A 20,461-nucleotide genomic window follows, 5' to 3' on the forward strand; every position below is an offset into this window, starting at 1 on the left:
GAACCCGGCCACGGACCCGACCACGGACCCGACCACGAGTCGCAGCCCGCCCCCGTGCCGGGCGCCGGCTCCGGCTCTGGCTCTGGCTCTGACTCCGGCTCTGGCTCTGGCTCCGGGTCCGGGTCCGGCTCCCGGTTCGCGGCGGTCCGTCACCTCGGCCCCAACTGGTACGCCTCGGTCATGGGCACCGCGGTCATCGCCAACGCCGGAGCGGGCCTGCCCCTGGCCGTACCGGGACTGCGGACGGTCTGCACCGCCTTCTGGGCCCTGTCGCTCACGGCCCTGCTCGTCCTGCTCACCGCCCGTGCCCTGCACTGGACCCACCACCGCGACCAGGCCCGGGCCCATCTGCTGGACTCCGCGATGGCACCGTTCTACGGCTGTCTGTCCATGGCGCTGCTCGCGGTCGGCGGCGGCACGCTGCTCGTCGGCCGGGACTGGATCGGGCTGCCCGCGGCGGTGGCGCTCGACACGGTCCTCTTCACGGCGGGCACGGTGATCGGCCTGGTGGCCGCGGCGGCGGTGCCGTATCTGATGGTGGCGCGGCACCGGATCGACGAGGCGTCACCCGTGTGGCTGCTTCCGGTGGTGGCCCCGATGGTGTCCGCGGCGCTCGGCCCGCTGTTGCTGCCGCATCTGCCCGCGGGCGAGCTGCGGCAGACGCTGCTGCTGCTCTGTCACGCGATGTTCGGAATCAGTCTGCTGGCGACGCTGGTCATGCTGCCGCTGCTGTTCGGACGGCTCGTCCTGGGCTCCGCGCTGCCGCTCGCCCTGATGCCGACCCTGTTCCTGGTGCTCGGCCCGCTGGGCCAGTCGACGACGGCCGCGAACGCGTTCGCCGACGCCGCGCCGGGCGTGCTCGCACAGCCGTACGCCCGGGGCTTCGAGACCTTCGCCGTGCTGTACGGCGTCCCGGTGATCGGGTTCGCGCTGCTGTGGCTGGTGCTCGCCGGGGCGCTGGTGGTCCGGGCGCGCCGCCGGGGCATGGGGTTCGCGATGACGTTCTGGGCGTTCACCTTCCCGGTGGGCACCTGTGTGACGGGCGTCGAGGGGCTGGCCCGACACACGGAACTCGCGCTGTTCCGGTGGCTCGCGATCGCGCTGTACGGGGTGCTGGTCGCGGCCTGGCTGCTGGCGGCCGTCCCCACCGCGCGCGGCCTGCTCAGCGGTGCGCTGCTCGCAGGGCCCGGGCGAGCGACGCCGGCGCCTCGGCGAGCGACGGCCCGTACCAGGTGAGGTGGCGTCCGTCGACGAGCGCGGCGGCTGTCCCGGGGAACGCCTCCGGACCGTCGTCACGGGTGAAGCGGTAGGGCTCGTCGGGCAGGACGACGAGGTCGGGGCCGGCCGCGAGAAGTTCGTCGAGCGGGACGCGCGGATAGCGCTCGGGGTGGCCGGCGTAGAGATTGCGGACGCCGAGACGGGCGAGCAGGTCGCCGGCGAAGGTGTCCCGGCCGAGCACCATCCACGGGCGGCGCCAGACGGGGACGACGGCGGTGACCTCGTGGACGGTCTCGAGGCCGGCCCCGGGGACGGTCTCGTGGACGGTCTCACCAATGGCCCCGGGCTCGGTCTCGCGTACAGGACCGGCTTCGGGGGTGACCGCCGCCCACGCCGCCTCGGTGGCGTCGAGCCAGCCGGGCCGGTCCCGTACGCCACAGGCGGCGAGGACCCGGACGAGTTCGGCGAACGCCTGGTCCAGGGTGCGGACCTCGGTGACCAGGACGTCGAGTCCGGCGGCGCGCAGGGCGTCGAGGTCGACGGCCCGGTTCTCCTCCTCGTTGGCGAGGACGACGTCGGGCCGCAGGGCCACGACGGCCGCGGTGTCGGGGTTCTTGGTGCCGCCGATCCGCGCGGCGTCGCCGAGGTCGGCCGGGTGGGTACACCAGTCGGTGACCCCGACGAGGGTGCCGGGCGGCGTGGAGACGGCGACGGCCTCGGTGAGCGACGGCACCAGGGAGACGACCCGGGTGGTCGCCCGGGTGGTCGCCCGTGCCGCGCCCGCTGCCGGGCGGTCGTCCCGCACCCCGCTCACCTCTCCGCGGCTCACCCCTCCGCGACTCACCCTTCCGCGGCCTCGATGTGGTCGCCGACGGCGACGAACAGCAGCCGGGTGCCGGGCGCGGTGGCCCGCCAGCGGTGGCGGACCCCGCCGGAGAGATAGAGCGTGTCGCCCCGGCCGAGCCCGTAGGCGCGGCCCTCGGCCTCGACGGCGACGGCGCCGTCGGCGACGTACAGCACCTCGTCGTTGCGGTGCAGGACCTCCCCGCCTGCGTCCTGTTCGCCGGTGACCTCCAGGGCCTGGAGCTGGTGCCGGCCGCGGACGAGGGGTCGCAGGCCCGAACCGGCCTGTCCCAGCTCCTCGCCGGCCCGGACGACGTCGACGGTACGGGCGGCCTCGGCGGCGGCGAGCAGTTCGGCGGCGGTGGTGTCCAGGGCTTCGGCGACCCGCTGGAGCGAGCGGTCGCTGGGGCGGGCCCGCTCGTTCTCGATCTGGCTGAGGAAGGGCACGGACAGGCCGCTGCGCTGGGCCACGACGGCCAGGGTGAGCTGGAGCGCCCGCCGGCGCCGCTTGACGGCCGCGCCCACGCGCGGTGACTCCTTGTCGTCCATGTCGGCCCCCTCCCTCGTCTCTCTCGTCTCCCGCGTCCGGGCTCTACTGGTCGGTTACCTGAACCTTACGCAGCTTTCGGGTGGGGTTTCGCGTCGTAGCGGAAAGGGGCGGACACCGAATACGTTCGGTGTCCGCCCCTTTCCGTACGGTGATCGAGGCCGATCCGTACGGTGAGCGGTGAGACCGTGCACAGGCGGCCGGCGCGGGCTCGGGGCCGGCGCGGGCGATCGTACGGGCGCGGTCGCGGGCGCGGTCCCGGGGCGGGGGGCCGCTACTGCGGGGCGAGCCGGTCCACGACGCCCGGGTTCTGCCCGAGCCAGGTGCGGACGGCGTCCTGCTCCTTGCCCTTGCCGGTGTCCTGGATGACGGCCTCCAGGCCGGTCAGCTCCTTCTCGCTGAGCTCGAAGTCCTTCACCCAGCGGCCGACCTCGGGGTTGTCGGCGGTGAAGCCCTTGCGGGCGATGGAGTGGATGCCGTCGCCCTTGCCCCAGGTGTGCTTCGGGTCGTCGAGCTTCTTCAGGTCGAAGTCCGAGTAGGCCCAGTGCGGCGACCAGAGGGTGACCGCGATCGGCTCCTTCTTGGCATATGCGCGCTTCAGCTCGGCCAGCATGCCGGGCGTGGAGCCGTCGACGACCTTGAACTCGCCGGTCAGGCCGTACTCCTTCATGACCTTGTCCTTGAGGATGGCCATCATGCCGGCGCTCGGCTCGATGCCGACGATCCGGCCCTTGAACTGCCCGGCCTTGCCCTTGAGGTCGGCGACGGAGTCCACGCCCTCGACGTACGAGGGGACGGCCAGTTCCAGGGAGGTCGGGCCGAACCAGGACCCGAGGTCCTCCAGCTTGTCGCCGTACTTCTCCAGGTACTGGGCGTGGGTGACGGGCAGCCACGCGTCGGTCTGGAGGTCGACCTGGCCGCCGGCGAGGCCGGTGTAGAGGGCGCCCACCTCCAGCTGGCTGATGGCGACGTCGTAGCCGCGGCGCTCCAGGATCTCCTTCCAGAGATACGTCGAAGCGATGCCCTCGTCCCACGGGATGTAGCCGAGGGTGATCTTCTTGCCGTTGCCCTGGCCGGAGGCGCTGCCGGACGACTTGCCGCCGCCGAGGAAGCCCATGCCGCCGGCGACGAGCGCCAGGACGACGACACCGACGAGCGCGGTGACGGGCTGCGGGCGGTGCGCCCAGATCTTCGCGCCGGTACGGGACGCGCGGGCGGCGTGCGCCTTCGCGGCGGCCCGGCGGCCGAGCGGGGAGACCTGGCGGCCGAGGGCGCCGGTCATCCGGTCCAGGTACATGGCGAGGATGACGATGGAGATGCCGGCCTCGAAGCCGAGACCGATGTCCACGTTGCCGATGGCGCGGTAGACGGCGCCGCCGAGCCCGCCGCCGCCGACCATGCCGGCGATGACGACCATGGACAGGCCCAGCATGATCACCTGGTTGACGCCCGCCATGATGGTGGGCAGGGCGAGCGGGAGCTGGACGCGCAGCAGCGTGTTGCGCGGGGTGGTGCCGAACGCCTCGGCGGCCTCCACGAGTTCGCCGTCGACCTGGCGGATGCCGAGCTCCGTCATCCGGACGCCGGGCGGCAGGGCGAAGACGATGGTGGCGATGATGCCGGGGACCACGCCGACGCCGAAGAAGATGATGCCGGGGATGAGATAGACCATCGCCGGCATGGTCTGCATGAAGTCCAGGACCGGGCGCAGCACGGTGCTGACGGCCTTCGAACGGGCCGCCCAGATGCCGAGCGGTACGGCGATCACGAGCGTGACCAGGGTCGCGACGAGGACCAGGGAGAGGGTCGACATCGCCTCGTCCCACAGGTCGATCGAGTCGACGAGGGCGAAGCCGGCGAAGGCGAGGGCACCGGCGGTCAGGCCGCGCAGCCACCAGGCGACGACGGCGAGGATGCCGGCGAAGAGCAGCGGCTGGGGCGCGGACAGGACGGCGTCGATGCCGTCGTAGAGGCCGGTGACGCCGGTGGTGATGGCGTCGAAGAGCCAGGAGAGCTGGGCCTGGAGCCAGTCGACGGTGCTGTCGACCCACTGGCCGAGGGGAAGCCTAGGCATGGGTGGTCACCTCCGGGCCGGTGGCCGGCGCAGCCGTCGCCTTCGCCGCCTTCGTGGCCCGCGTGGTCTTCGTGGCCCGCGTGGCGGTCGTCCTGGAGACGGGGGCGGCGGTCCTGCCGGTGGTCTTGCCGGTGGTCTTGCCGGTGCCCTTTCCATGGGCCGTTCCGGCGGCGGGCGTCCGCGCCGGCGCTTCGGTCTCGGGCGCGGCGGGTGCGGCGACCGGCGCGGCGGGGGCAGCCGGGGTAACGGGGGCGACGGGGGCGGCGGTGAGGCTGCCCATGGCGGCGAGCAGCTTCTCCTGCGGGACGACGCCGAGGGCGGAGCCGTCCTCGTCCCGCACGACCACCGGGTGCGGGGCGCGGGCGGAGATCGCGCACAGCTCGGCGAGCACCGTGTCGGGGCCGACCGCCTGGCAGGCGCAGTCGGCCGGACAGTCGGCGGCGGACACGGTGCCGTCGGTCATGACGGCACCGGCGGTGAGCACCCGGGTGCGGTCGACGTCCTGGATGAAGGAGGCGACGTAGTCGTTGGCGGGGCGGACCAGGATGTCCTCGGCGGAGCCGAGCTGGACGATCCGGCCGTCGCGCATGACGGCGATGCGGTCGCCGAGGCGCATGGCCTCGTTGAGGTCGTGGGTGATGAAGACGATGGTCTTCTTCAGCTTGCGCTGGAGGACCAGGAGCTGGTCCTGCATGTCCCGGCGGATCAGCGGGTCGAGCGCGCTGAAGGACTCGTCCATCAGAAGCAGGTCGGCGTCGGTGGCGAGGGCACGGGCGAGGCCCACGCGCTGCTGCATGCCGCCGGACAGCTCGTCGGGCCAGGACTTCTCCCAGCCGGCGAGTCCGCACAGTTCCAGCGCCTCGGCGGCGCGCTTCTCCCGCTCGGCGCGGGCCACGCCCTGGACCTCCAGGCCGTAGGCGGCGTTCTCGAGGACGCTGCGGTGCGGGAAGAGGGCGAAGTGCTGGAAGACCATGCTGATCTTCGTGGACCGCACGGCACGCAGTTCGCGGGGGGCGAGCGCGGTGAGGTCGCGGCCGTCGAAGAGCACCCGTCCGGCGGTGGGGGCGAGCAGGCCGTTCAGCATGCGCAGGAGGGTGGACTTGCCGGATCCGGACAGGCCCATGACGACGAAGATCTGGCCGGGGTCGACGGTGAACGACGCGTCGATCACGGCGGCGGTGGTGCCGTCGGAGCGCAGCGTCTCGCGGTCGACCGCGTCGCCTTCGGCGGCGAGCTTGCGGACGGCCTCGTCGGGTCGTCTGCCGAAGACCTTGTACAGATGGTCGGCCTGGAGCCTGGACACATACACCTCACGGGTAGCAATGAAAACGGCCCGCCACCCCCGCAGCCGGGCCGTGGAGCGGCGCGGGATCGGCCCGCGCGACCACTGCGTACGGGATCCGTTTTCGGTTCGCACCGTTGAATCCCGTACTGGGTTCGCTCCGGGCTCGCGCCTGCCCGGGCCTCCCGGACCCAAACCGGAAGGTGACCGGCGTCACTCCAGGTGGCGGGCGGTGTCGGTGTGGTGCGGCATGATCGGAGGGTGACGCGACGCCTGATGCTCCTCGACACCGCCAGCCTCTACTTCCGCGCGTACTTCGGCGTGCCGGACTCCGTCCGGGCCCCGGACGGGACCCCCGTGAACGCGGTGCGCGGGCTGCTCGACTTCATCACCCGCCTGGTCCAGGACCACCGGCCGGACGACCTCGTGGCCTGCTGGGACGAGGACTGGCGACCGCAGTGGCGGGTCGACCTCATCCCCTCGTACAAGGCGCACCGGGTGGCCGAGGAGACGGAGCGGGGCCGCCCCGACGAGGAGGAGATCCCGGACACGCTGGGGCCGCAGGTGCCGGTGATCGTGGACGTGCTCGACGCGCTGGGCATCGCCCGGGTCGGCTCGGCCGGCTTCGAGGCGGATGACGTGATCGGCACCCTCTGCGCCCGCGCGGCGGGCCCGGTCGACATCGTGACGGGCGACCGCGACCTGTTCCAGCTGGTGGACGACGGGCGCGGGGTGCGGGTCCTGTACCCGCGCAAGGGCGTCGGCGACTGCGATCTGGTGGACGAGGAGCTGATCCGTACGAAGTACGGGGTACGGGCCGACCAGTACGCGGACTTCGCGGCGCTGCGCGGGGACGCCAGCGACGGACTGCCCGGGGTCAAGGGCATCGGCGAGAAGACGGCGGCGCAGCTGATCACGGAGTACGGGGATCTGGCCGGGGTCCGCGCGGCGGCGGCCGACCGGACCTCGCGGCTGACCCCGGCAAAGCGGCGGGGCGTCGTGGAGGCGGCGGACTATCTGGACGTGGCTCCGACGGTGGTCCGGGTGGCGCGGGACGTACCGCTGCCGGAGTTCTCCCCCGCCCTGCCGTCGACACCGCGGGACCCGGAGGCGCTCATGGGCCTGGTGGAGCGGTGGGGGCTCGGCGGCGCCGTGGGGCGGATGCTGCCGGTCCTGGAGCGCCGGGAGCACCGGGCGGGCTGAGCGGGCCGAGGTGACGGCGGGGGCTGCGGGGCCGAGGGGGTCGAGGGGCCGAGGGGGCTGTCTCCGCAGATGCGGAGATGTTAACTTAGGTAATCCTAAGTTCTGCTGCCGGGGTCCTGCCGCCCCGACGCGTGAACGCTGACCGCATGGCCCGGACCGGAACCCGGACCGGGCCATGGACCGATACGGGGAGACCACCGTGGCCCAGCAGCCCGCAGCCCAGCCCGCCCGCAAGACACCGCGGGCCCACGAGGCCCGAGTGGTGCGCACCGAGCGGATCACCCCGCACATGGTGCGCGTGATACTCGGCGGCCCCGGCCTCGACGCCTTCGAGATCGGCGATTCCACCGACCACTATGTGAAGCTGCTGTTCGCGCCGGAGGGCGTGACGTACCCCGAGCCGTTCGACATGGAGCGGATCCGTGCCGAGTTCCCACGCGACCAGTGGCCGACGACCCGGACGTACACGGTGCGGGCCTTCGACCCGGTGCACCGCGAGCTGACCGTGGACTTCGTGGTGCACGGCGACGAGGGTCTGGCCGGCCCGTGGGCGGCGCGGGCGCAGGCGGGCGACGTCATCCGTTTCCTCGGCCCGGGCGGCGGCTACGCCCCCGACGAGTCCGCCGACTGGCATCTGCTCGTGGGCGACGAGAGCGCCCTGCCGGCGGTCGCGGTGGCGCTGGAGCGGCTGCCGGAGGGTTCGGTGGTGCACGCGTTCCTGGAGGTGGCGGACGCCACCGAGGAGCAGAAGTTCAGGACGGCGGCCGGTGTGGACGTCACCTGGCTGCACCGCGGCGACCGTCCGGTGGGCGAGGCCCTGCTGGAGGCGGTGCGCACCCTGGACTTCCCGGCGGGCGACGTCCACGCCTTCGTCCACGGCGAGGCCGGTTTCGTGAAGGGGCTCCGCCGTCACCTGCGGCTGGAGCGCTGCGTACCGCGCGAGCGCCTGTCGATCTCGGGCTACTGGCGGCTCGGGAAGACGGACGAGGCCTGGCGCGCGGTCAAGCGCGAGTGGAACGAGCAGGTGGAGCGCGAGCAGGAGGGCTGACCCGCCCGCATCACGCTCGCCCGAGGGGGCGGGGGCCGGCCGGCCTCCGCCCCCTCGGGCTTTTTCGCCGCCCCGCGGATCGCGACCGCCTCGCGCTCACGATCCGATGAAGCTGACCGTTTCCGCCAGGTCCGCCCGCCCGGTGCGCAGCGGCGGCACGCCTTCCTTCTCGAACCCCACCGCGACTCCGCAGAACAGGACGAGCCCGTCGTCGGCTCCGACCGTCTCGCCGACGGTCTCGCGATACATCGTCCACATCACCTGGGGGCAGCTGTGCAGCCCTTCCGCCCTCAGCAACAGCATGACCGTCTGCAGGTACATCCCCGCGTCCCCCCACTGCCCGGGGCCCATCGTCCGGTCGAGGTAGCAGAACAGGACGACCGGCGCCCCGAACGCCTCCGTGTTCAACGCGGCGATCCTCTTGGGCCTGTCGGGGTCGTCGCGCTCGACTCCCAGCGCCTCGTACCGCTGGGCGGCCGCGGCGGCAAAACGGTCCAGATAGCGCGCGGTCAGTTCATCCGGGTACATCGGATACTCCCGCTCGTCACCCGGGTCTCCCGCCAGCGCCCTGGCCGTGGCCCGCTTCTTCAGCTCGGCCAGGGGCTCGCCGCTCACGGCGTACACATGCCACGGCTGGAGGTTCCCGCTCGACGGAGCCCGCGTCGCCGCGGCCAGCACTCGTTCGAGCACCTCCTTGGACACCGGCTCATCACTGAACGCCCGCACAGCCCGGCGGCTGTCCACGGCCTCGTACACATCCACGTCTTCCCGCCTTCCCACTCGACGACGACCCGGCCCCTACCGTATTCAGGGTCGGCGCCGGGCATCACCGGCCACCGGGCGTCCTCCTGATGGGGAGTCGGCGCCGACGCCGCAGCCGTGACCGCAACCGCAACCGCAACCCGGCATATGCCTGACGGGACGGCAGGCATATGCCGGGCTCCGCGAAGGAAGAGTTCGGCGGCACTGGAAGGCGGCACACCGGACACCGCCGGCCTCACCTGGAGCGACACGACCCGCGCGGGACACGGCTTCCGCCGACACGACCGCGCCGGAGGCGCGGGGCGGAGGGCCGGTGACGCGGGGCGCGCCGGAGGCGCGGGACACAGGGCGGGCGGGGCGGGCGCGCCGGGGAGGGGGCGGGTGGGCCGCCCGGATCCGCGAGTCCCGCACGGTCCGTCCGGGGCGGGCTCTCAGCGCTCGGCGCCGTAGAGCCGGTCCGAGGCGTCGACCTGGGCGAGGCGGCGCAGGGCGCCGAAGACCGCGTCGCCGAGGACGGTGCCGACGACCACGCTCTCGACCAGATCCTCGCGCGCGACGTTGCGGGCCACGTAATCGAGGTCCGCGCGCGCCACCCGTTCCGCGGCGTCCGCGTAGTCGTCCAGGACCTCGGTGAACGAGCCGTGGCCGAGGTCCTCCAGGGCGGTGAGGGCGACGGCGAGGGCCTCGGCGGCCGGGGACCCGGGGTGGCTGCGCCAGCCTCGGCGGTCGATCAGGCCGGCGACGGCCGTACGGGCCGCGGCACGGACGTCCTCCTCCGGCCCGCCCGCACCGCCCTCGTAACGCGGCACCACGCGCTCCGCCGCCGTACCGAGCACCTCGTGCAGCGGCAGCTCCTCGTCGTCGATCGCGACGACGACCTCGCGGATGGCCGCCACGGACAGGCCGCCGACGTCGAGCAGGGCGCGGATCAGGCGGAGCCGCCGGATGTGGGACTCCTCGTACGAGGCCTGGTTCGGGCTCGTCAACCGCCCTGCGGGCAGCAGCCCTTCCCGGACGTAGTACTTGATCGTCGGCACCGACACCCCGGCCCTGCGACTCAACTCTCCGATACGCACCGCGCGTTCGCCTTTCCCTCGTACTCCGGCCTTGCCGACCGACTCCCCATCATAGATAGTGGCGCTATCGGATAGCAGGAAGTGCCACTATCCATTCCTGTTGCTGTGCGCTGTGCGCGCATCCCATACGCCACGCATCCCTCGGGGGGATTCCCATGTCGTCGGCACCACGACTCCGCACGCTCCACCGGCCCCTGGTCTGGTTCACCGTCTCCATGGCCGCCTTCGCACTCGTCTGCCTCGGCGGCCTCTTCCTGGACGACCGGGAACTGGCGGGCGCGCCGATCTGGGCCAAGCCACTGAAGTTCGCGCTCTCCTTCGTCGCGTACTGCCTCACGCTCGCCTGGATGCTCTCCCTGCTGCCCGGCACCCGGGCCCGCCGGGCCGGCTGGTGGGCGGGCACCGTGCTCACCGTCGCGTGCGCCGGCGAGATGGCGCTCATCACCACCCAGGTGATCCGTGGCAGGCAGAGCCACTTCAATGTGGCGACCCCGTTCGACGCGGCCCTGTTCGGGGCCATGGGCGGCACCGTCGTCATCCTCTGGCTGGCCGCGCTCGTCATCGCCGCCCTACTGCTGCGCGCCCGGATCCTGGACCGCGCCACCGCCTGGGCCGTACGCCTCTCCTCGCTCATCGCGCTCGCCGGCGCGGCCCTCGGTTTCGTCATGACCCGGCCCACGTCCGGCCAACTGGCCCGGAAAGACCCGTCGCTGATCGGCGCGCACAGCGTCGGCGTACCCGACGGCGGCCCCGGCCTGCCCCTGATCGGCTGGTCCACCACGGGCGGCGATCTGCGCGTCGGCCACTTCTTCGGCATGCACGCGCTTCAGCTGATCCCGCTGCTCCTGCTCGTCCTGTCCGCCCTCGCCCCGCGCTTCACCCGCCTCGCCGACGACCGGATCCGGCTGCGCCTGGTCCTGGTCGCCTCGGGCTGCTACGCCGCCGTGTTCGCCCTGCTCACCTGGCAGGCGCTGCGCGGCCGGCCGCTCCTCTCCCCCGACGGCACGACGCTCGCCGTCGGGGGTGCCATCACCGTCGCCACCGCTCTCGGCACGGCGCTCGCCCTGCGCGTACGGCAGCCGAGGGCCGGAAGCCCGAACAGCCGGATCCGCGAAACCCGGCCCGTCTGACCGCGCCCCCGCATCGGGAGCGGGGGCGCGGCGCGCCGGATTGCCCCGGTCCGGGGCGGAGACCTCCCGGCCTCCGCCCCGAGTGCTTCAGCCGCGCTCGCCCAGAAGGCTCAGCGCTTCCCGGAAGTCGTCGAGGGCGGGGCCGTACTGCTTGGTGACGACCCGACACGATGCCCGGTCGACAAGCCGGCCGGCCAGGATCCGCGTGCCGTCCGCCGGCCGGTGCAGGTGCAGCCGGCGGGCGAGGTCCACCCCCTCGTCGAACAGGGAGCGCACCTCCTCCGAGAGCTCGCGCCAATCGTGCCCCGCCCAAACCCCGGCCCGGACGGTGAGAATGCGCTGGATCCGTACCAGTTCGGCCAGATGCCGGTCGGGCTCCTCGGCGGCTCGCGGGACGAGAGCGTCCACCTCGCCCCGCGACGCGTCGATGCCCTCGGCGTAATTCCGTCGGGCGTCGGCGGTCCACGTCCGCGCTTCGGCACCCGCAGGGGGGAGCGGCGCGGCGGGGGTCGCCCGCCCACCCTCCGCGGCCGAACACGACCACAGGGTCGCCCAGAACTCCGCTGCCCTACTCCCGCTCCTGTTCCGGTGCTCCCCCTCGGCGGCCAACTCCGTCAGCACCCCCAGTGCCTTCTGCCGTACCGCGACTGCCTGCTCGCCCCGCTCCTGGGCGTCGAGCATCCGCGCGTACCCGATCAGCGACTGGAAGTGGTCGGCCATCGGAGCATGGCCGGCCGCGGCGTCGACAGCCCGTACGCCGACGAGCCGGTCGTACGCGGCGAGCATCTCGCCGACCCTGCCCGCGGCGTCGAGCGCGCCGGCCCACCGCACCAGCGACCATGCGAGCTGCCCGTACTGGGGGCCGTCGGGCAGAATCGCCCCCACCCCTTCGGTCAGCGCGTCGGCGGCCTCGTCGTACCGTCCCTCCTCGGCGACCGCGTCGGCCCACTCGGTCAGCCCCCGAACCCGTGCGTTTCCGGTCCGCTCCGCCTCCGCCCGGCCGATCTCCAGCAGTTCGGCGCACAGCGCCAGCCCTTCGGCGCGCCGCCCCAGCCGGTACAGCAGCCACTGACAGTCGCTGAGCGCGCGACGCATGAGCTCCACCCGGGCGGGTTCGGACGGATCCACCGTCCGGGCCGCCGCCAGCGCCTCCTCGCTCAACGCGAGCTGGACCTCGGGCCGGTCCCTGAACCGGAACTCGGAACTCAGCCCCAGCAACGCCCCGACCAGCTTGGGCAGATAGGCGGCGGGGCTGACCTGAGCGAGCACCCGAAACGCGTCGACTTCCTCGCGTCGGGTCCGACGCCCCGAGGCCAGAAGTGCCACCCGGGCCCTGAGAACGGCGTCCTGATCGACTTTCCCCCAAGAATTCATGACGGCGATTCTGAGCTTCCCCGACAGGCCCCAACAAGCTTCCTGAGCTGTGCCGTTCGTCCTACGAAAAAGCCCTTTGACCTGTCATGATGGATCTGGCATCAATTTTCGCGGGAGACGGACGCATTCGGTTGTCCGTGCGGAGCGAAAAGAGGTCGCTTTCCATGCGTGTCGAGGACAGAGCCGTGGGCGCCGTACTGGGGTCCGCCGTCGGGGACGCGCTCGGGGCTCCGTTCGAATTCGGGCTTCCGGGGGTGTTCCGGGAGCGGTTCCCCGACGGGGTCGGCGAGATGTGCGGGGGCGGCGGCTGGGACCCGGGCGAGGCCACGGACGACACCCAGATGGCCGTGCTCGTCGGCGAGTCCCTCGTCGAGCGGGGCGGACTCGACCTGCCGGACCTGTTCGACCGGTTCCGGCGCTGGGCCGCCGCCGAACCGAAGGACATCGGTCTGCAGACCGAGGCCGTACTGCTCGGCGGCGACCCTTGGGACACCGCCGCCGCACGACACTTCGAGGTCGACATCCGCGCCGCGGGCAACGGTTCGCTGATGCGCGCCGCCACCTCCGCCGTGCACTTCGCGGCCGGTGTGCGAGCCGTGACCATGGCCGCCGCCCGACGGATCGCCGCGCTCACCCACGGGGACCCCGCCACCTGGGAGGGCACGGCGGTGCTCCACGAACTGGTCCGCGTGGCACTGCTCGGCGAAGACCCCCTCGCCGCTGTACCCGCCGCCCTCGCCCAGGTCGCCGCACCGCACCGGGAGCGGTGGGCGAGAGTCCTCGCCCCCGACTGGCGGCCCGAGGACGCCACCGAGTTCAACGGCGCCGTCTGGCCCTGCCTCGGCTCCGCCCTCTGGGCCCTGCGCACCACATCCTCGTACGAGACGGCCCTGGCCGCCGCGATCGACCTGGGCGGCGACACGGACACCGTCGCCGCCGTCACCGGAATGCTGGCGGGCGCGGTGTACGGCCCCGACGCCCTCCCCTCCCGCTGGACGGCACCCCTGCACGTTCCCCTGCCGGGGTTCGGCAACCGGGTGCTACGCGCCGACGACCTGCGGGACCTCACCCTGGCGCTGATCTGACCGTCGGACCGACGGCAGGTCGGCAGGTCGGCAGGTCGGCAGGTCGGCAGGTCGGCAGGTCGGCAGGTCGGCAGGTCGGCAGGTCGGGTCAACGGCGAGGTCGGGGTCGGGGCACGCCGTACCTCGGTCACCTGGTCCGACGGCAGGTCAGGGCGGGGGCGGACCTGGCCGGACAGCCGACCGTGGACCGACGGCAAGCCGAGGTCAGAGGGGGGGGCCGATCTGGCCCCGGGCGTGAACTGACAACAGGTCAAGACCGGGACGAGAGCGGTCGGCGGCCGGCGCACACGGTCGGGCTCCGCGCCGGGCGCCGACCCCTCGCACGCCCCCTCCTGACCTCTCCACGCCGGAGCCTTCCGCCGCTCCCACGCGTCGGGCCCGGCCGCCGCTCTACGAGTTCATGAAGAGGACGACTCGATCGGTCCCGGCATCAAAGCCGAGAATCGGATGGCCGTAGGCGCCCTCGGCGTCCATCAGTACCGACTTGCCCAACCGCCGCCCGATCTCCCGGAGGAATCCGCACAGCACGTCGAGGCGTTCCTGCCCTTGAAGCTCTCTCAGGTCGACGTCGAAGTCGACTTCTTCGTCATCGAGGAAGCGAAAGATCGCCTGTACATCGGCAGTCAGCCAGACCCGCAGGTTCGGGCACTCGGCATCCAGCGGGCGGGACAGCACGGCCTCCGCCCGAGGTAGCGGAAGCACCGCCGTTCCCTCGGCGTACTGGTGCTTCCAGCCCTTCTCCGCCACGAGGTCGAGGACCATCTGCCAGTCTCCCACCGAGGCGTTCGGAACGCGCACGTCCGGAAGCGACCCCATCCAAGCCGGGTCGAAGAAGCGCTTCACGTCATCCCACAGCAGGTCGCTCACCCTGCCATGCTGCCCGGTTCGCGGTCCCCCTCGCACCTTGGGGCCCCTCCCCCTCCCCACCCCTCCCACCGCCACCCGCCACCCGCCACCCGCCACCCGCCACCCGCCACCCGCCACCCGCCACCACGATGCGCCAAACCAGCCCTTGGTCCCGGTCCTGGGCCTCGCCGGTCTCAGATCAGCCCAGCCCCACCACCGGTGCCGGCCTCAGACCAGCCCCGTCCTGACCAGCCTCGTTGCCGGACCGTGCCGACCTCAGACCTGGTCGGCCTGAGACAGGCCCACGCCCGCACCAGTCTCGCCCTGGTCCCGACCCAGCCCTGCCCCCCCGGTCTGTCACACCCGCCCGGCCCTCCCCACCGGCCCTCCCCACCGGCCGCCCCAGCGGTCCACCCACCAGCTCCGTCCACCAGCTCTGTCCACCAACTCCGTCCGTCAGCTCCGCCCAACCTGCCCCCGCTCCCCTACCGTTTCCGCACCGTCGCCAGCACCTCGCGGTCCGGCTGCAACGTCAGCCCCGCCACCGGGCGTATCTCGCCGGCGTCGACGTCCAGCCGGAAGCGGCGGGCGAGCGTGGCCAGGACGAGGACGGCCTCGACCATCGCGAAACGGGTGCCGAGGCAGACGCGCGGGCCGCCGCCGAAGGGGAACCACGCGTATTCGGGTATGTCCTCGGCCGGCGTTCCGTCGGCTTGGACGGTCCACCGTTCGGGGCGGAACTCCAAGGGGTCCTGGTACCAGCGGCCGTCGCGGTGGGTGGCCCACTGACTGCTCCAGACTCGGGTACCGGGGCGCACCGGCGCGCCGCCCAGCGTGGCGCCTTCCTTCGCGATGCCGGTGAGCAGCCAGATCGCGGGGTAGAGGCGCAGGGTCTCCTTCACCACGGCCTGCGTGTAGGCGAGTTGGGCGTAGTCGTCGAAGCCGGGGTCGCGGTCGCCGAGCACCCGGTCGAGTTCGGCGCCCAGTGCCTCGGCGACCCGGGGGTTGCGTGCCAGCAGGTACCACGCCCACACCAGGGTGGAGCTGGTGGTCTCGTGGCCGCCGACGTAGAGGGTGACGGTCTCGTCCCTGATCTCCTGGTCGGAGAGCGGTGCTCCGGTCTCGTCGCGGGCCGCGAGCAGCCGGCTGAGCAGGTCGGGGCGTTCGGTGTCGCCGTCGCGGTGCCGGGCGACGACCCGGGCGACCTCGGCGTCGATGACGGCCACGGACTTCTTGATCCGGGCCCGCCCTCTGGTCGGGACCCAGTCGGGCAGGATTCCGCCGAGGCCGCTGAACTCGTCGCCGATCTCGCGCTGCGCGACGTCCATGGCCCGGCCGATGGCCTGCGCGTCGGCGGTGGTGTCGGTGCCGAAGATGGTGCGGACGGCGATCCGCTGGGTGAGGGCGGTCATCTCCCGTTTGACGTCGACCCGTTGTCCGTCGGTCCACTGGTCGGCGAGAGCGGCGGCGCTCCCGGCCATGGTGGCCGCGTAGGACTTGACCTGTCGGGGCCGCACGGACGGCTGGACGAGGGAGCGTTTGCGTCGCCAGTCGGCTCCCTTGGCGACCACCACCCCGTCGCCGAGCAGGGTGCGTACGGCGATGCCGAGGTCGGGTTGGTCGAAGGTCCCCTCGACCTCGGTGAGCAGTTCACCGACGGTCTCGGGGTGGGCGATGAACAGCATGGCGCTCGGGCCGAACCGCCAGCGGACGAAGTCCCCTCGGTCCCGCAGCCGTTCGAAAAAGGCGAGCGGGTCCTTGCCGAACTCCGGCATGTTCCCGAGCAGGGGTAAGCCGCGCGGTCCCTGCACCGTCCTTCGGCCGTCCGCCGCCACCGCCACCGCCGTGGCCATGGTCATGGCCGTGGTGGTGGCCGTGGTCGCGGTCGTGGCATCGGCGGGCGGACCGGCGTGCGTGGTCACAGGCGTTTCCTTCCACGGGAGTTGCCCCACAGGGCCCGGTGGTGCGTACCCGACCATGGAAGCGGACGGGTCGGCACCGCGCCAGCCCTGTGGACAACCACCTGTGGAAAACTCGCCCCGCCTTCGCGGCGGTGTGTCGTGTCAGCCCACGGAGCTGTAGGCCACGACACCCCTCAGCAGTGCGTCGACCGCCTTGCGGGCGTTCTTCGGGACCGTGCTGTTCTCCTTGGGCGCGGCCGCCGCGATCTGCCCGAGCACGTCGATGACCTGCTTGCACCAGCGGACGAAGTCGCCGGCCGGCATCTCCGCCTCGCGCAGCACCTCGTCGAGCCCCTTGTCGGAGGCCCACTGGTAGACGGCCCAGGCGAAGCCCAGGTCGGGCTCGCGCTGTCCGACGCCCTCGGTCTGGTGGAGCCGGAACTCCTCCTCCAGCGCGTCGAGCCGGCCCCAGATCCGCACCATCTCGCCGAGCGCCGCCTTGGACCTGCCGGTGGGCAGCTTCGGCGCCACGGCGTCGTCGGACTGGCGTGCCTCGAAGACGAGGGCGGAGGCGCAGGCGGCCAGTTCGGCCGGGTCGAGCCCCTCCCACACGCCCTCGCGCAGGCATTCGCTCGCCAGCAGGTCGAGTTCGCCGTAGAGCCGGGCGAGCCGCTTGCCGTTGTCCGTGACGTCGTCCTCGCGGAGATAGTCCAGCTCGGTCAAGAGCGCGACGATCCGGTCGAAGGTGCGGGCGATGGTGTTGGTGCGGCCCTCGATGCGCCGCTCCAGCTGCTTGGTGTCCCGCTGCAGCCGGTGGTAGCGCTCGGCCCAGCGGGCGTGGTCCTCGCGCTCGTCGCAGCCGTGGCAGGGGTGCGCGCGGAGCTCGGTGCGCAGCCGGGCGATCTGGCGGTCGTCGGCGGCGGCCGAGCGCTGCTTGCGGTGCCGCTCGGGGTTGAGGTGACCGGCCTTGGACCGCAGTGCGGAGGCGAGGTCGCGGCGGGACTGCGGGGACTTCGGGTTGAAGGTCCGCGGGATCCGCACCCGCTCCAGCGGCTCGACGGGAACCGGGAAGTCGATCGGGGCGAGCCGCTTGACCTGCCGCTCGGCCGTCAGCACCAGCGGGCGCGGCCCGTCGTAGTGGTCGAAGCCGCGGGACCGGTCGGTGCGGCCGGCCGGCACGCCCGGGTCGAGGACCAGCGCGAGACCGGCGAACTTGCCCGTCGGGACGTGGATGACATCACCGGGCTTGAGCCGCTCCAGCGAGGCCGCCGCCTCCGCCCGGCGCTGCGCGGCACCCTGGCGGGCGAGATCCGTCTCCCGGTCCTTGAGTTCGCGGCGGAGCCGCGCGTACTCCTCGAAATCGCCGAGGTGGCAGGTCATGCCCTCCTTGTAGCCGGTGAGGCCCTCCTCGTTCTTCTGGACCTGCCGGGAGATCCCGACGACCGAGCGGTCGGCCTGGAACTGGGCGAAGGAGGTTTCCAGCAGCTCGCGCGAGCGGTGCCGGCCGAACTGGTCGACCAGGTTGACCGCCATGTTGTACGAGGGCTTGAAGCTGGAGCGCAGCGGATACGTACGGGTGCCGGCGAGACCGGCCAGGTGGCCCGGGTCCATGCCGCGCTGCCAGAGCACCACGGCGTGACCCTCGACGTCGATGCCGCGCCGCCCGGCCCGCCCGGTGAGCTGGGTGTACTCGCCGGGGGTGATGTCGGCGTGCTGCTCGCCGTTCCACTTGACGAGCTTCTCCAGGACCACGGACCGGGCCGGCATGTTGATGCCGAGGGCCAGGGTCTCGGTGGCGAAGACCGCCTTGACGAGGCCTCGGACGAAGAGCTCCTCGACGACCTCCTTGAAGGTCGGGAGCATGCCGGCGTGGTGCGCGGCGATGCCCCGCTCCAGGCCTTCGAGCCACTCGTAGTAGCCGAGGACGTGCAGATCCTCGGTGGGGATGGCGGCGGTGCGCTCCTCGACGATCTCGCGGACCCGGAGCCGGGCCTCCTCGTTGTTGAGCCGGAGGCCCGCGTACAGGCACTGCTGTACGGCGGACTCGCAGCCGGCCCGGCTGAAGATGAAGGTGATGGCGGGCAGCAGTCCCTCGGCGTCGAGGCGTGCGATGACCTCGGGCCGGCCCGGCGTCCAGATCCGGTTGCGGGCGCGCCGCTCGCGCTCGCGGTCGGCCTCGCGGACCATCTTGCCGCGCCGCCGCTCGCGCGGGTTGTACGTGCGCGAGTTCTCGGTACGGGCGAGGCGCAGCAGGTCGGGGTTGACCTCGCGGCGGGAGGCGCCGCGGCCGCCGTGGTCGGTCTCCTCCTCGAAGAGGTCGTACATCCGTCGGCCGGCCAGGACGTGCTGCCACAGCGGCACGGGGCGGCTCTCGGAGACGATGACCTCGGTGTCGCCGCGGACGGTGTCGAGCCAGTCGCCGAACTCCTCGGCGTTGGACACGGTCGCGGAGAGCGAGACGAGGGTCACCGACTCGGGGAGGTGGATGATCACTTCCTCCCAGACGGCGCCTCGGAAGCGGTCGGAGAGGTAGTGGACCTCGTCCATGACCACGTATCCGAGGCCGGAGAGCGCCTGCGAGCCCGCGTAGAGCATGTTGCGCAGGACCTCGGTGGTCATGACGATCACCGGGGCGTCGCCGTTGACGCTGTTGTCACCGGTCAGCAGGCCGACCTTGTCCTGGCCGTAGCGCTTGACGAGGTCGGTGTACTTCTGGTTGGAGAGCGCCTTGATGGGCGTGGTGTAGAAGCATTTGCGGCCCTGCCGGAGGGCGAGGTGGACGGCGAACTCGCCGACGATGGTCTTGCCGGAGCCCGTGGGCGCGGCGACGAGCACGCCCTTGCCCGCTTCGAGGGCCTGGCATGCCTCGATCTGGAAGGGGTCCAGACCGAAGTCGTACATCTCGCGGAAGGGGGCCAGCGCGGTGGCCTGCTCCGCGGCGCGAACGCGGGCAGCCGCGTACGCCTCGGCTGGTGTGAGGTCCTCTGTCATCTTGTCATCGAGCCTACCCGCCCCCTCGGACAGTGACGCGACCTTTATCGGGCGGCCGTCGGGGCCGGTGCCACGGGGCCGCCGGGAGCGGCCCTACGGGGCGGGCGGGGCCAGGACGCGCAGGGCTCCGGGGACGCAGCGGACGGTGAGCGGGAGGGGGCCGAGGGGCTCGCCGTCGGCGTATCCGGTGACGTCGGGGGCGTCGAGGGTGAGGGAGCGGACCCGGTGGAGAGTCACCTTGGGGTGGCCGAGGTGGGTGCCCTTGTAGACCTTCGGGAAGACCTTGATCAGTTCGGTGCGCGGGAGGTCTCCGACGACGATGACGTCGAAGAGTCCGTCGTCCATGACGGCGTCGGCGCATATGCGCATTCCGCCGCCGTAGGAGGTGCCGTTCCCGACGGCGACGAGGGTCGCGTCGACCTGGAGCACGGTGCCGTCGTCGAGGGTGAGGCGGTACGGGATCGGGCGGAAGGAGGCGAGTTCGGCGAGGATCGCGAGGTCGTACTTGAAGCGTCCGGCGGGCAGCCGCATGCGGTTGCCCCGGTCGTTGACGCGGGAGTCGAAGCCGGAGGCGAGGACGGTGCCGAACCAGCGCGAGGCCGCCGCACCGCCGCCCGCCGCGTCGCCCTCAGCGCCCTCGGCTGCCGCCGCGAGGCCCGTGTCGACCCGCCCCAGGTCGATCGTCCGTCCGCCGTCGCCCTTGAGGACCTCGGCGACGGTCCCCGCGGCTGCGGCCGGGTCGCGTACGGGCAGTCCGAGGGAGCGGGCGAAGTCGTTGCCGGTGCCGACGGCGATCACGCCGAGCGGGGTGCCGGTCCCGCCCACGGCCTGCAGCGCCAGGGAGACGATGCCGTCGCCGCCTACCGCGACCAGCGCGTCGGTCCCGGCGGCGACGGCTTCCCGGACGCGCCGCAGCGCGTCGTCGGCGTCGTGGCCGAGGACCGTACGGACGGAGAATCCGGCGTCCCGGAGTACGCGAGCGGCCGGCTGCGCGGCGTGCGCGCCCCGGCCGCGTCCCGCCGCGGGATTGACGAAGAGAGTGATCTCGCTGGTCATGGGGTCCCCCCGGATCGGATCTGAG

The 20,461-nt window shown here is 72.7% G+C and carries 16 protein-coding genes; 5 read left to right on the forward strand and 11 right to left on the reverse strand.

Features of this window, described 5'->3' with window-relative positions; translation table 11 throughout:
• Positions 1–180: 180 nt before the first annotated feature.
• Positions 181–1,236, forward strand: a complete 1,056-nt coding sequence (locus ABZ990_RS09195; protein ID WP_361227663.1) for a TDT family transporter — start codon at positions 181–183, stop codon at positions 1,234–1,236.
• Here ABZ990_RS09195 and ABZ990_RS09200 read toward each other — a convergent pair.
• The 4 genes from ABZ990_RS09200 to ABZ990_RS09215 all read right to left on the reverse strand — a co-directional run bounded on the left by ABZ990_RS09200 (position 1,163) and on the right by ABZ990_RS09215 (position 5,985).
• Positions 1,163–2,023, reverse strand: coding sequence for a helical backbone metal receptor (locus ABZ990_RS09200; protein ID WP_361227665.1), 861 nt, complete (start codon positions 2,021–2,023; stop codon positions 1,163–1,165). The genes ABZ990_RS09195 and ABZ990_RS09200 overlap by 74 nt on opposite strands.
• 35 nt (positions 2,024–2,058) lie before the next feature.
• Positions 2,059–2,610: a helix-turn-helix domain-containing protein gene (locus ABZ990_RS09205; RefSeq protein WP_361227668.1), complete on the reverse strand. Its 552-nt coding sequence runs from the start codon at positions 2,608–2,610 to the stop codon at positions 2,059–2,061.
• Positions 2,611–2,882: 272 nt separating this feature from the next.
• Positions 2,883–4,682: an ABC transporter permease/substrate binding protein gene (locus tag ABZ990_RS09210; protein WP_361227672.1), complete on the reverse strand. Its 1,800-nt coding sequence runs from the start codon at positions 4,680–4,682 to the stop codon at positions 2,883–2,885.
• Positions 4,675–5,985, reverse strand: a complete 1,311-nt coding sequence (locus ABZ990_RS09215) for a betaine/proline/choline family ABC transporter ATP-binding protein (RefSeq protein ID WP_361227675.1) — start codon at positions 5,983–5,985, stop codon at positions 4,675–4,677. Before ABZ990_RS09215 ends, ABZ990_RS09210 begins: the two co-directional genes overlap by 8 nt.
• Before the next feature lie 255 nt (positions 5,986–6,240).
• Here ABZ990_RS09215 and ABZ990_RS09220 point away from each other — a divergent pair, with 255 nt between their 5' ends.
• Together ABZ990_RS09220 and ABZ990_RS09225 are read left to right on the forward strand one after the other, a co-directional pair.
• Entirely contained in the window at positions 6,241–7,167 is a 927-nt protein-coding gene (locus tag ABZ990_RS09220; protein WP_361228110.1) for a 5'-3' exonuclease, read from the forward strand.
• A 175-nt stretch (positions 7,168–7,342) separates the two neighbouring features.
• Entirely contained in the window at positions 7,343–8,215 is an 873-nt protein-coding gene (locus tag ABZ990_RS09225) for a siderophore-interacting protein (protein ID WP_361227678.1), read from the forward strand.
• A 96-nt stretch (positions 8,216–8,311) separates the two neighbouring features.
• Here the strand turns inward: ABZ990_RS09225 and ABZ990_RS09230 are convergent, their stop codons facing one another.
• Entirely contained in the window at positions 8,312–8,977 is a 666-nt protein-coding gene (locus ABZ990_RS09230) for a nitroreductase (protein WP_361227680.1), read from the reverse strand.
• A gap of 431 nt (positions 8,978–9,408) precedes the next feature.
• Positions 9,409–10,053, reverse strand: coding sequence for a MerR family transcriptional regulator (locus tag ABZ990_RS09235; RefSeq protein WP_361227683.1), 645 nt, complete (start codon positions 10,051–10,053; stop codon positions 9,409–9,411).
• A gap of 155 nt (positions 10,054–10,208) precedes the next feature.
• Between ABZ990_RS09235 and ABZ990_RS09240 the strand changes: the two genes are divergently transcribed.
• Complete coding sequence (locus tag ABZ990_RS09240) at positions 10,209–11,183, forward strand: hypothetical protein (RefSeq protein WP_361227686.1); 975 nt, start codon at positions 10,209–10,211, stop codon at positions 11,181–11,183.
• 87 nt (positions 11,184–11,270) lie between these two features.
• Here ABZ990_RS09240 and ABZ990_RS09245 read toward each other — a convergent pair whose 3' ends face one another.
• Entirely contained in the window at positions 11,271–12,452 is a 1,182-nt protein-coding gene (locus ABZ990_RS09245; protein WP_361227689.1) for a hypothetical protein, read from the reverse strand.
• Between the two features lie 269 nt (positions 12,453–12,721).
• Between ABZ990_RS09245 and ABZ990_RS09250 the strand changes: the two genes are divergently transcribed.
• Positions 12,722–13,642 (forward strand): ADP-ribosylglycohydrolase family protein, encoded by a 921-nt coding sequence (locus tag ABZ990_RS09250; protein WP_361227692.1) that lies wholly within the window; start codon positions 12,722–12,724, stop codon positions 13,640–13,642.
• A 390-nt stretch (positions 13,643–14,032) separates the two neighbouring features.
• Here the strand turns inward: ABZ990_RS09250 and ABZ990_RS09255 are convergent, their stop codons facing one another.
• The 4 genes from ABZ990_RS09255 to ABZ990_RS09270 form a co-directional block, all read right to left on the reverse strand.
• On the reverse strand, positions 14,033–14,509 hold the full coding sequence (locus ABZ990_RS09255) for a hypothetical protein (protein WP_361227695.1): 477 nt from the start codon (positions 14,507–14,509) through the stop codon (positions 14,033–14,035).
• Between the two features lie 464 nt (positions 14,510–14,973).
• Positions 14,974–16,347 carry a cytochrome P450 gene (locus tag ABZ990_RS09260; protein WP_361228113.1) on the reverse strand — a complete coding sequence of 458 codons (1,374 nt, stop codon included), beginning with the start codon at positions 16,345–16,347 and terminating at the stop codon, positions 14,974–14,976.
• A 204-nt stretch (positions 16,348–16,551) separates the two neighbouring features.
• On the reverse strand, positions 16,552–19,380 hold the full coding sequence (locus tag ABZ990_RS09265) for a DEAD/DEAH box helicase (RefSeq protein ID WP_361227698.1): 2,829 nt from the start codon (positions 19,378–19,380) through the stop codon (positions 16,552–16,554).
• A 93-nt stretch (positions 19,381–19,473) separates the two neighbouring features.
• Positions 19,474–20,436: a diacylglycerol kinase gene (locus ABZ990_RS09270; RefSeq protein ID WP_361227701.1), complete on the reverse strand. Its 963-nt coding sequence runs from the start codon at positions 20,434–20,436 to the stop codon at positions 19,474–19,476.
• Positions 20,437–20,461 lie beyond the last annotated feature (25 nt).

The sequence above is a fragment of the Streptomyces sp. NPDC046203 genome (assembly GCF_040646255.1).
In the GTDB taxonomy this organism is placed as follows: Bacteria; Actinomycetota; Actinomycetes; order Streptomycetales; family Streptomycetaceae; genus Streptomyces.

Excerpts from the sequence above, each read along its gene's own strand:
- ABZ990_RS09195 (WP_361227663.1), top strand. The coding sequence starts at position 181 with ATGGGCACCGCGGTCATCGCCAACGCCGGAGCGGGCCTGCCCCTGGCC.
- ABZ990_RS09205 (WP_361227668.1), bottom strand. The coding sequence starts at position 2,610 with ATGGACGACAAGGAGTCACCGCGCGTGGGCGCGGCCGTCAAGCGGCGC.
- ABZ990_RS09210 (WP_361227672.1), bottom strand. The coding sequence starts at position 4,682 with ATGCCTAGGCTTCCCCTCGGCCAGTGGGTCGACAGCACCGTCGACTGG.
- ABZ990_RS09220 (WP_361228110.1), top strand. The coding sequence starts at position 6,241 with ATGCTCCTCGACACCGCCAGCCTCTACTTCCGCGCGTACTTCGGCGTG.
- ABZ990_RS09225 (WP_361227678.1), top strand. The coding sequence starts at position 7,343 with ATGGACCGATACGGGGAGACCACCGTGGCCCAGCAGCCCGCAGCCCAG.
- ABZ990_RS09240 (WP_361227686.1), top strand. The coding sequence starts at position 10,209 with ATGTCGTCGGCACCACGACTCCGCACGCTCCACCGGCCCCTGGTCTGG.
- ABZ990_RS09250 (WP_361227692.1), top strand. The coding sequence starts at position 12,722 with ATGCGTGTCGAGGACAGAGCCGTGGGCGCCGTACTGGGGTCCGCCGTC.
- ABZ990_RS09260 (WP_361228113.1), bottom strand. The coding sequence starts at position 16,347 with ATGACCATGGCCACGGCGGTGGCGGTGGCGGCGGACGGCCGAAGGACG.
- ABZ990_RS09265 (WP_361227698.1), bottom strand. The coding sequence starts at position 19,380 with ATGACAGAGGACCTCACACCAGCCGAGGCGTACGCGGCTGCCCGCGTT.
- ABZ990_RS09270 (WP_361227701.1), bottom strand. The coding sequence starts at position 20,436 with ATGACCAGCGAGATCACTCTCTTCGTCAATCCCGCGGCGGGACGCGGC.